The following is an 11,201-nucleotide window of genomic DNA, read 5'->3' as shown; positions in this document are numbered from 1 at the left end:
CTACATCTCCCAGTCTGTGTTCGGGTCGATATCGAGCTCGTCTTCGAAGGACTCGAGGTCCTCCTGGCTGAGCGAAGCCATGACGTCGGACGGAGTCAGCCCGCCCGCACCGCCGTCGTGGGCGTGTGCGGCGAGCGAGGACAGCGCGGCCACCCAGCGGTCCGCGATGCCCCGCACCTGGTGTTCCTCCAGCACTCCCGCCGGGTACAGCCACGTGGCCGACAGTCTCGGGCCGTCGGCGGCGTCCCGCGTGACGGCCGTGATCTCCAGCGCGTGCGGCAGGCACATGCCCTCGCCCGCGCCGCCGCCGATCCCCGCGTTCTCCGGCGCCGGTTCCCATGCGGTGGGTTCACCCGGTGCCGGGATACGGCCGAGGTAGTTGAACCCCACCTGCGGCTGCGGGCAGTTCGCCAGCGTCGGTGCCGTGTCGGGGTTGAGCCTGCGCAGCAGGCCGTATCCGAGGCCCTCGCCGGGCAGGGCCCGTAGCTGTTCCTTGACCCGCTTCAGCGCCGTGTCCGCGAGCCGCCCGCCCGCGTGCGGATCCCCGTCGGGCGGGAGCGGGTCCAGCCGCACCGGGTAGCTCGTGGTGAACCAGCCGACGGTGCGGGACGTGTCGGTACCGGCCGGATCGGCGCGCCCGTGTCCTTCGACGTCGACGACGGTCGGCCCGGTCTCACCGCGCCAGTCCGCGATCGCGAGGCCGAGCGCGGTCAGCAGGACGTCCTGCACACCGGCGCGGTACAGGGCCGGCAGTTCGGTGAGCACCATCTCGGTGTCCGATGTGGATGCCTCGACCGTGACCGACCGTGCCGAAGCGGTCGTGTCGGTGTCCGGATCCACGGCACGCGCGCCCAGTCGCCGGTCCGGTGTGGCGACCTGGTCGAGCCACACCGGCAGTTCGGAGGCGCGCACGACGGCTTGCTCGGTCAGCACGGCGCCCCACGAGCGGTAGGACGTGCCGACGGGAAGCGGGTCCCGACCGGACCACAGGCGGGCGAGGTCCTCGGTGAGGATCCGCCAGGACACGCCGTCGACCACGAGGTGGTGCAGCACCAGCAGCAGTCGCCCCGGAAGGTCCGCTCCGGCGTCGAACCACACCACCCTCGCCATCCGGCCGGAGTCCGGATCGAGCTCGTCGCGGGCCGTTCTCGCGTACTCGGCGAGGGCGGTCGCCGCATCGGCCGGATCGTGCTCGCCTGCTGCGACGTGAGTGAGCACGTTCGCCGCGGACACGGTGCCGCGTGGTGTGATCTCGGCATGCCAGACCGTGTCGTCCGGATCGTCGTCGAGGTCGGTGAGCTCGTTGCGGTGGATCCGCATCCGCAGCGCGTCGTGGTGGTCGAGCAGCGCCGCGATCATGGATGTCAGCGTGTCGACGGTCAGGCCCGCGGGCGTGGTGAGCACCATCGACTGGTGGAACCCCGCGATGTCTCCGGCCTCGTCGAGCAGCCAGTGGGCGAACGGGGTGGGAACCACGTCACCGACGCCCGCGTCGGCGGGCTCGGACATCGCCGTGGTGTCGAGCTCGCGTGCGAGGGCGGCGATGTCGGCGACGGTGCGGGCCTGGAACACCTCACGTGGCGTGATGCCGATTCCGGCCTGTTTCGCCCGGCTGGCCAATTGGATCGACATGATCGAATCGCCGCCGCGATCGAAGAAATTGTCCTCGGCGCTCACCTCGGGAACACCCAGAACCTCGGCGAACAACGTCGCCAGCGCCGTCTCCATGGGCGTTCCGGCGCCGCGGCCACCGCCGCCCGCCGCGAAGTCCGGAGCAGGCAACGCCTTCCGGTCGAGTTTGCCGTTGGGCGTGAGCGGCAGCTCCGGCAGCGGCACGAACCCGGTCGGGACCATGTGCTCGGGAAGCCGCGCGTCGGCGAACTTGCGGAGGTCGTCGGTCTCGGCCGGACCGACGACGTAGGCGACGAGCCGCCTGCCGCCAGGTGCGTCCTCGCGCGTGAGCACGGTGACCGCGGTGACGTCGTCGTGTTCGGCGAGTACCTCTTCGATCTCGCCCGGTTCGATCCGGAGCCCGCGGATCTTCACCTGGTCGTCGCCGCGCCCGAGGTATTCGAGCGCACCGTCGGGGCGCCACCGCGCGAGGTCACCGGTCCGGTACATCCGCTCACCGGGCTGTCCGTGGGGATCGGGAACGAAGCGTTCGGCCGTGAGCCCCGGGCGGCCGAGGTAACCGGAGGCGAGCTGATCGCCCGCGATGTAGAGCTCGCCGGACACACCCGGGGGCATGTGGCGCAGCCCGCCGTCGAGCACGTACAGCCGCGTGTTCCACACCGGCCGTCCGATCGGCACGGTCGGCTCGTCGGCCGAGCACACCCACGACGTGACGTCGACCGAAGCCTCCGTCGGCCCGTACAGGTTGTGCAGTCCGGCGTCGATGCGTTTCGACAGTCGCCGCACGAGTTCGGGCTGGAGCGCCTCACCGGAACACAGGACCCGGCGCAGACCGAGGCACGAATCCGGTGGCAACGACTCGAGGAACGCATGCAGCATCGACGGGACGAAGTGGACGGTCGTGACCCGTGCGCTGTCGATCAGCTCGGCCAGGTAGAGCGGATCCCGGTGCCCCTCCGGCTCGGCGACGACCAGTGCGGCGCCGGTCTGCAGCGGCCAGAAGAACTCCCATACCGACACGTCGAAGCCTGCGGGCGTCTTCTGCAGCACCCGGTCGCTCTCGTCGAGCCGGTAGGTGTGCTGCATCCACCGCAACCGATTGACGATTCCCCGGTGGCCGACCATGACGCCCTTCGGACGGCCGGTGGAGCCGGAGGTGTAAATGACGTAGGCCGGATGGTGCGGGGTCAGCGGTTCCGTCCGGTCGGCATCGCTGACCGGATCCGGCGAGTACCGCTCGCGGGCCGCTGCGGCGTCCTCGCCGTCCATCAGCAGCGTGGGCAGGTCGGTCGCGGGGAGTTCGGTGTCGGCCGTGGTGATCAGCAGCGCGGGCCGGGCGTCGTCGAGCATGAACGCGATCCGCTCGCTCGGGTAGTCGGTGTCGACGGGCAGGTACGCGCCGCCCGCCTTGTGGATCGCGTACATCGCCACGACGAGCTCCACCGAGCGCGGGACGGCGAGCGCAACCAGCTCGCCGGGGGAGACCCCGCTCTCGATCAGGTGACGTGCCAACCGGTTGGCGGCGGCGTCCAGCTCGGCGTAACTCACCGAACGTTCGTCGAACATCAGGGCCGGCCGGTCCGGGGTGCGGGCCGCCTGCTCCGCGAAGATCGCGGGCAGTGTCGTCGGTGTGACCGGGCGGTCGGTGTCGTTGAACTCGTGCACTACGAGCCGCCGTTCGTCGGCCGACAGCACGTCGATGGTCCCGATCCGCGCGTGGGAGTCACGGGCGAAGGCCGACAGCACCCGCCGGAAGCGGTCCATGATCATCCCGGCGTCGTCGCCGCCGAACAGATCCGGCTGGTAGTCAAGGCGCAGCTCGAGCACGTCGCCGTCGGTGACCACGAGGGTCAGCGGATAGTGGGTGGCGTCGTTGCCGTCGATGTCCGTGACGCCGAGGCCGCTGCCCTCGGCGCGCAGCTGCGCCGGGTCCCTCGGGTAGTTCTCGAACACCGTCAGCGTGTCGAACAGTTCCTCCATCCCGACCGCGCGCTGGATCTCGGCCAGACCGAGATGCTGATGACTCATCAGCCCGGCCTGCCGAGACTGCAGCCGGGTCAGCACGTCCGTGATCGATTCGTCGTGGCCCGCTTCGACTCGGACGGGCACCGTGTTGATGAGCAGCCCGACCATGGTTTCCACGCCGGCGAGGTCGGCGGGACGGCCGGAGACGGTGGCACCGAAGCAGACGTCGGTGCGGCCGGTCAGCGCGGCGAGCAGCACGCCCCAGGCGCCTTGCACGACCGTGTTGAGGGTCAGCCCGTGTGTCCGGGCCAGCTCGGTGAGCGCCGCCATGTCGTCGGTGCCGAGTGTCGTGGTGATCCGGCCCGGACGCCGCGCGTGGGGCGTCCCGCGCGCCGGTGCCAGCAGGGTCGGTTCCTCGAGGCCCGCGAGTTCCTCGGTCCAGGCCCGCTCCGACCGGCCGGGGTCCTGGTCGAGGAGCCAGCCGAGGTAATCGGCGTACCGTGCGGCGGGTGGCAGACCGGGGGTGTCCGTGCTGTACAGGGCGAACAGTTCCCGGGCGACGATCGGCATGGACCAGCCGTCGAGCAGGATGTGGTGGTTGGTCAGCACGAGGGTCGAACGCCGGCCGCCGGTATGGACCACCATCATGCGCAGCAGGGGAGGCCGGGTCAGGTCGAACCGCCTCGCACGGTCGTCGGCGAGTACGCGTTCGAGTTCGGCGTCACGGTCGGCCGCGTCGTGAGCGCTCAGGTCGATCTCGGTGAACTCCGCATCCGGGAGCGCGCCGGTGGGAACGACCTGCAGATCCGGTCTCGGGAACGCGGCCAGCATGTTCGGATGCCTGCGAGTCACCTCGCGCAAGGCGGTGCGGAGCGCGGGCACGTCCACGTCACCGGTCAGGTCGAACGTGAACTGCATCGTATAGACGTCCGACCCTTCGGTGTCGAAGAGCGCGTGGAAGCGCAGTCCCCGTTGCAGCGGGGTGACCGGCAGGATGTCGATCCGGGGGCCGTACTCGTTCTCGAGTTCCTCGACGGTGCTCTGGTCGAGCCGCACCAGCGGGAAGTCCGAGGGGGTGTGGACCGCGGAGCCGCCGTACGACTCGGCGTGCAGCGCCAGGCCGGACATCGCCGTCTGCCACACGTCCATCAGGGCGTCGGATTCGTCGTCGGCCAGCACTCCGCGGGCGGAGGTGACGCCGACGACGACGCGGTCGTCCGGCGTGGCGAAGGTGTTGATCTCGACCGCGTGCGCCAGCCGGGTGTCGGGCGCGGTCGGCGCGTCGGGGATCCGGTCGGCCAGGCCCCATTCCTCGTCGCCGACGTCGAGGCGGCCGAGGAAGTTGAACCCGACCTGGGGCGGGCGGTGTTCGGCGAGTGCGGCGCCGCGGTCGTCGAGGTAGCGGAGCGCGCCGAAACCGGCTCCGTTGTCCGGTAGATCCGCCAGTGCCTGCTTGACTCGTTTCAGCGCGGTCCCCGCGGCAGGGCCGCCCGCGATCGCCTCGGTGACATCGATGCCGTCCAGGTCGATGCCGAACGGGAACAGCGCGGTGAACCAGCCGACCGTGCGGGAGAGATCGGCGCCGGGAACGAGTTGTTCGCGCCCGTGGCCCTCCACATCGACGAGTACGCCGCCCGCGGCGCCGCCGCGGCTCGCCCGCCAGTGTTCGAGCGCGAGCGCGAGCGCGGTGAGCAGCACTTCCCTGGGCCCGGTGGCGAACGTGGCGGGCACGGTCTGCAACACCGCCGCGGACTGCCGCCCGGGAACGGTGAACGTCCACTGCCGAGCGGTGCCTGCCGTGTCGACGGCCGGGTCGAACCGGCGGGATCCGAGATCGGGATCCGGGGTGGCCAGCTGCCGGTGCCACAGGCTCAGCTCGGCCGACCTGTCCGTGTCCTGCAGGGCGGTCGCGAAGGCGCGGAGCGACGTGCCGACGGGCAGCGGGTCCTCACCGCGCCAGGCGTGGCCCAGATCGTCGAGCAGAATGCGCCACGACACCCCGTCGACCAGCAGGTGGTGCGCGACGAGGAGTAGCAGGCCCGTCCGGTCGGTGCCCGCGTCGAACCACACCGCGCGAAGCAGGACGCCGTCGGCGAGCGAGAGCTCGCGCCACACCGCGGAGTGCTCGTCGAGCAGTGCAGCCGGATCGGTGCCCGAGGGGACGTCCACGTGACGCAGGACCTCCCGCACCGATGCGGTGCCGGGCGGGTCGACGGTCGGCCGCCAGTCCGGCGACATCCGGAGTCGCAACGCGTCGTGGTGCTCCAGCACGTCCTGCAACGTCCGTGACATGTCCCTCTCGGTGGCGCCGGCCGGGGTGTTGACGACGACGGCCTGGTGCACGCTGTCGATCGGCCCTCCCCGCTCCCGCAGCCAGTGGGCGATGGGCAGCAGCGGCAGGTCACCGACCGCGGAGACGTCCTCGACCGCCGCGGTCTCCTCGACGCTCGCGGTGGTGGCGAGCGTGGCCAGCTCCGCGGCGGTCTTCGTGGTGAAAACCTGCCGTGGTGTCAGGGTGAGCCCGGCCCGGCGTGCCTTGCCGACGAGCTGGATGGCAATGATGCTGTCGCCGCCGCGATCGAAGAAGCTGTCGTCGGCGCCGACCTCGTCGACGCCGAGTACGGACGCGAACAGCTCGCACAGGACCCGCTCGGTTTCCGTGGCGGGGGCCCTGCCGCCGCCGGCGGACCGGTACTCCGGTACGGGCAGCGCCTTGCGGTCCAGTTTGCCGTTGGGATCGAGAGGCAGGCGGGTGAGAGCGGTGAAGGCGGCGGGCACCATGTACTCGGGCAGCGAGTCCGCGACGTGCCGTCGCAGCTCGTCGGAGTCCACAACGGCCTCGTCGGACTCGTCGTGCGGTACGACGTAGGCAACCAGCTGCCGGACCCCCGGTTGATCCTCTCGGACCAGCACCGCCACCTCGGCGATCTCGTCGCGGCGGGCCAACACCGTCTCGATCTCACTCGGCTCGATCCGGAAACCGCGCACCTTCACCTGGTGATCGGACCGCCCGAGGTACTCGATGTCGCCGTGAGCGTTCCATCGCACCACGTCCCCGGTGCGGTACATGCGCGATCCGGGCGGTCCGTACGGATCGGCGACGAACCGCTCGGCGGTGAGTGCGGACCGGTTCAGATACCCGCGGGCCAGGCCCTCGCCGGCCAGATACAACTCTCCCGTCTCGCCGGGCGGGACGGGGCGCAGCGCGCCGTCGAGGACGTAGGTCCGCGTGTTGCGGATCGGCTTTCCGATGGGAGGCGCCGCGTCCACCGGACCGTCGGCGTACCAGGCGGTCGAATACACCGTCGCCTCGGTCGGCCCGTAGATGTTGGCCAGCCGTCCGCTCGGGATCGCCTCCTGGATCCGCCCGGCGACCCCGAGCGAGAGCCCTTCACCCGCGAGCACCAGGTCGTCGGCGTGGATCTCGGTGTCGCCGTGCGTGAGGAGCTGGGCGAGCGCCGACGGGACGCCGGAGAGCAGCGTGCCCGACCAGCCGTCCGGCCGATCGGCGAGAGCCAGCAGATCACGGACGAGCTCGATATGTCCGCCGCAGCACAGTGGCCCGAACATCTCGAACACCGACACGTCGAAGTTGAGCGAGGTCGATGCCAGCACCTCGGACAGGCGATCCGGGCCGAAATCCGACTTCGCCCACAGCATCAGCTCGGCGACGGCGGCATGGCCGACGACGACTCCCTTCGGCCGTCCCGTGGAGCCCGACGTGTAGATCACGTAGGCCGCGTGCTCGGGACGCAGCGGAGCGAGCAGCTCGCTCTGCGACAGCGGTCCGGACTCGAGGTCGCCGTCCTGTTCGGTGATCTCGTCGAGGTCCAGCCACGGCATGCCCGCCCGGGCCACCGTGTGGTCGACGCCGGTGCTCGTCAGGCCGAGGACGGGTCGGGCGTCGTCGAGCATCAGCTCGATCCGGTCGTCCGGGTAACCCGGGTCGACGGGCAGGTAGGCACCGCCCGCCTTGAGGACGCCGAGCAACGCGACCATGAGCGGCGCGGTCCGGGGCAGGCAGACCGCCACGAAGGTTTCCGGCCCGACGCCGCGGCGTACCAGTGCGCGGGCGAGCCGTTCCGCGCGGGCATGGAGCAGGCCGTAGCTGAGCCGGGTATCGCCCGAGGTGACCGCGATCGCGTCGGGAGTGGCCGCCGCCTGCGTTTCCAGCAGCTCCACCAGCGTCGTCGCCGGATCCGGGCGCGCGGTGTCGTTCCACGCGGACAGGACCAGTTCGCGTTCCTCGTCGGTGGCGACGGTCAGGTTCGCCACCGGGTCCGTCACCTCATGTTCCACGAGACGGCGCACGAGCGCGGTGAACCGTTCGGCGTGCGCCGCGACCGCGTCGGGCGAGTACAGCTCGGGGTTGGCGTCGAAAACGAGCTTGACCCCGCCGTCCTCGCACCGCGCGTCGACCGCCAGCGACAGGTCGTCGACCGGCCCGCCCGCAAGGCTCGTCATCGTCGCCGGCACGCCCGCGAACTCGAGCGTGTAGTCGCCGAGTACCAGGTTCACGTGTGGCCCGGTCAGCCGTGCATCGTCGGTGAGTAGCTTGCGGCTCCGGCGCAGATCCTCGTACCGGTACCGCTGGTGCCGGCCGACGTCACGCAGCTGCCGCGCCGTATGGGTCAACAGGTCGCCGACCGTGAGCGTCATCGGCAGGCGCAGTCGCAGTGGCACGATGTTGGAGGCCATGCCCGGGACGTCACGCGTGTGACGGCTCGGCCGCGCGGCCGCCGGAATGCCGAGTACCATGTCGTCGGCGCCCGTCAATCGGGACAGGTAGGTTCCGAGCGCGCCGACCAGCACGCTCGGCCAGCCCACCTCGGCTTCCCTGGCCAGATCCCGGATGCGGGCGAGTTCCTCCGGTCCGAGGCGCACCGTGTGCCTCTCGAGCCGGTTGGGCACGCTGGGGTGGCCCGCTCCCAGTGTCGTGGGCTCGGGGGCTCGGGCGAGTTCCCCGGCCCAGTACTCCTCGTCCGCGGTGAGTGCCGCGCTCGCGCGATAGTCGGCTTCGCCCTCGAGCAGTGTGGTCAGCGGTGCGGGCTCGGTGTCTGTTCCCGCGGGCTCGCCACCGGCCAGCTCGCTGTAAACGGCGGCCACCCGGCGTTCGATCACCGTCATGCCGACCCCGTCGAGAACGGAGTGGTGGTAGCGCTGGTACCAGATCGACCGCCGGGGTCCGAGTCGCAGCAGTGCGAACTCGAAAGTTGCGCCGGATCCCGGATCCAGCGGGCGCTCCTGCCTGCGCCGCATCCATGCGAGCGCACGGTCGGGGGCATCGTCGGTGTCTCCGATGTCGACGACCTCAAGGTCGAAGTCCACTTCGGACCGAACGACCTGTTTCGTGGCCCCGTCGGAATCCTCGAACCGGACGCGCAGCGCGTCGGCCTCGGCCACCACACGGTGCAGTGCACGTTCGAGCACGGCCGGGTCGATCGCGCCCGCGATGTCGACGTACTCGGCGATCGTGTAGATCGGGTTCGTCGGGTCGAGGCGTTGAGCGATCCAAACCCCAGACTGTGCCTGGGTGAGCGGCAAAGCCGTGGGTTCTGTCGAGCGCATCGTATCGATCACCTTCGCCTGGTCGAATAGGGCGACGGAGGCGAGTCTGTTGAGCGAGTCGGTCCCGCGGCAACCTGGTTGCAGTTAGCTGCACGCCCTGCGAGTGCCCCGCGGCGGGAACGCGGTCGACGGCCGCAGCAGGTTGTTGCAACGCGATGGCGTGCTGGCCGAATCGCATGCTTGAGTCGCCACCGACGCCGCGACCGGCAGGCTTTCGAAGGTGGGCAATTGGGTATCGCGATACAGGCGGAAGGGCTCCGTAAACGCTACGGCGAGAACGAAGCGCTCCGTGGCGTGGACTTGTCCGTGCCGACCGGAACGGTGCTTGGGGTGCTCGGTCCCAACGGGGCGGGGAAGACGACGACAGTGCGCATCCTCGCCACGTTGTTGTCCGCCGACGCCGGCCATGCGTCGGTGGCGGGATTCGACGTCGCAGGCCGTGCTCGTGAGGTCCGGCGCAGGATCGGCCTCACCGGCCAGTACGCCGCGGTGGACGAGCGGCTGACGGGGCGCGAGAACCTGCGCCTCGTCGGCACCCTTTATCACCTCGGGCGCCGCACCGCGAAGCGGGTGGCGGACGACTTGCTGGAACGGTTCGACCTGACGGAGGCCGCCGACCGTGCGGTGAAGGGATATTCGGGCGGTATGCGCAGGCGACTCGATCTCGCCGCGAGCCTCGTCGCACGACCGGAGGTGCTGTTCCTCGACGAGCCGACCACCGGTCTGGACCCCCACAGCAGGAACACATTGTGGGAGACGATCAGAGGTGAGGTCGCGGCGGGCGTGACGGTGCTGCTGACCACGCAGTACCTCGAGGAAGCCGACCAACTGGCCGACCGGATCCTGGTGATCGACAGTGGCTCGGTGATCGCGGAAGGCACCGCCGACGAGCTCAAGCGCAAGGTCGGCGGCGAACGCCTCGCGGTGCGGCTCACGACACCGGAATCGGCCGAACGTGCGGCACGGGCGCTCACCGGAATCGGCACCGCGCCCGCGACCCTGGACGACGACGGACTCACCGTGACCGTGGCGATGGCACCCGGAATCGGGGCGGTCGCCGAGGCCGCGGGCGCCCTCGACTCGCTCGGCCTCGACGTCGACGACTTCGGTGTGCGGCGACCGTCGCTCGACGACGTATTCCTGTCACTGACGGGAAAGAACACGCAGGTGGAAACCGGATGACCACGCCGACCAAGCCCATGAACCCGGCCGTCGAACTCGGCAGCGACACCGCCGCTCTCTTCGGGCGGCATCTGCGCCACCTGATCCGCATGCCGGAGAAGCTGCTCGGCGCCACACTCATGCCCGTCGCGTACGTGGTGCTGTTCGGCGTCCTGTTCGGCAGCGCGATGAGGGCTCCTGGCGGTAACTACCAGGAATATCTGATGGCCGGCATTCTCGCGCAGACGATGCTCACCAACGTGTCGAGCACGGCCCTCGGCATCGCGAGCGATCTGAACAACGGTCTGGTCGATCGGTTCCGATCGCTTCCGATGACGAACCTCTCGGTGCCGTTGGCCCGGACGTGTTCCAACATGGTGATTGCGCTGCTGTCCATCGTGGTGATGTCGGCGGTCGGGTACATCATCGGGTGGCGACTCGACAACGGCATCGGCGCCGCGCTCGCCGGCTACGGCCTGCTGCTGCTGCTGGGGTTCGCGATGTCGTGGTTCGGCGCGCTGATCGGGCTGGTGCTTCGTGACGTGGAGGCCATCAACTCGGTGACCATCCTCATCGTGTTGCCGGTGACCTTCCTTTCCAACGCGTTCATTCCCTTGGGCGGGCTACCGGATTGGCTGCGTGCGATCTGCGAGTGGAATCCGTTGTCGGCCGTCGTGACGGCCTGTCGCGAACTGTTCGGCAACCCCACCGGAGAGTTGGGCGATTCGGTGCTCGTCGAGCATGCGGCGCCGATGTCCCTGTTGCTGACCGGGCTGATGCTCCTGGTGTTCATACCTCTCGCGGTCCGCGCCTACCGGCGTGCGGTAACCCGCTGACCTCCGTGCGCGGACCCGAGCGGAGAGACGAGGACCAGG

Annotated in this window: 3 protein-coding genes; 2 read left to right on the top strand and 1 reads right to left on the bottom strand. The window is 70.1% G+C overall.

The features are described 5' to 3' along the window. Positions 1 to 9,165 (bottom strand): non-ribosomal peptide synthetase, encoded by a 9,165-nt coding sequence (locus LY41_RS05730; RefSeq protein ID WP_253862731.1) that lies wholly within the window; start codon positions 9,163 to 9,165, stop codon positions 1 to 3. A 228-nt stretch (positions 9,166 to 9,393) separates the two neighbouring features. On the opposite strand from LY41_RS05730, the gene LY41_RS05725 reads away from it, so the two are divergent. Further along, complete coding sequence (locus LY41_RS05725) at positions 9,394 to 10,347, top strand: ATP-binding cassette domain-containing protein (protein ID WP_253862730.1); 954 nt, start codon at positions 9,394 to 9,396, stop codon at positions 10,345 to 10,347. Continuing rightward, on the top strand, positions 10,344 to 11,162 hold the full coding sequence (locus tag LY41_RS05720; protein ID WP_253862729.1) for an ABC transporter permease: 819 nt from the start codon (positions 10,344 to 10,346) through the stop codon (positions 11,160 to 11,162). The genes LY41_RS05725 and LY41_RS05720 overlap by 4 nt, the downstream gene beginning before the upstream one ends. Positions 11,163 to 11,201 lie beyond the last annotated feature (39 nt).

This window comes from Prauserella halophila, from assembly GCF_024171895.1.
GTDB lineage: Bacteria > Actinomycetota > Actinomycetes > Mycobacteriales > Pseudonocardiaceae > Prauserella > Prauserella halophila.
This window is presented reverse-complemented; position numbering and strand designations above follow the sequence as displayed.

Bases quoted from the DNA above. Each gene is read 5' to 3' on its own strand.
- LY41_RS05730 (WP_253862731.1), bottom strand. From the start codon at position 9,165: ATGCGCTCGACAGAACCCACGGCTTTGCCGCTCACCCAGGCACAGTCT.
- LY41_RS05720 (WP_253862729.1), top strand. From the start codon at position 10,344: ATGACCACGCCGACCAAGCCCATGAACCCGGCCGTCGAACTCGGCAGC.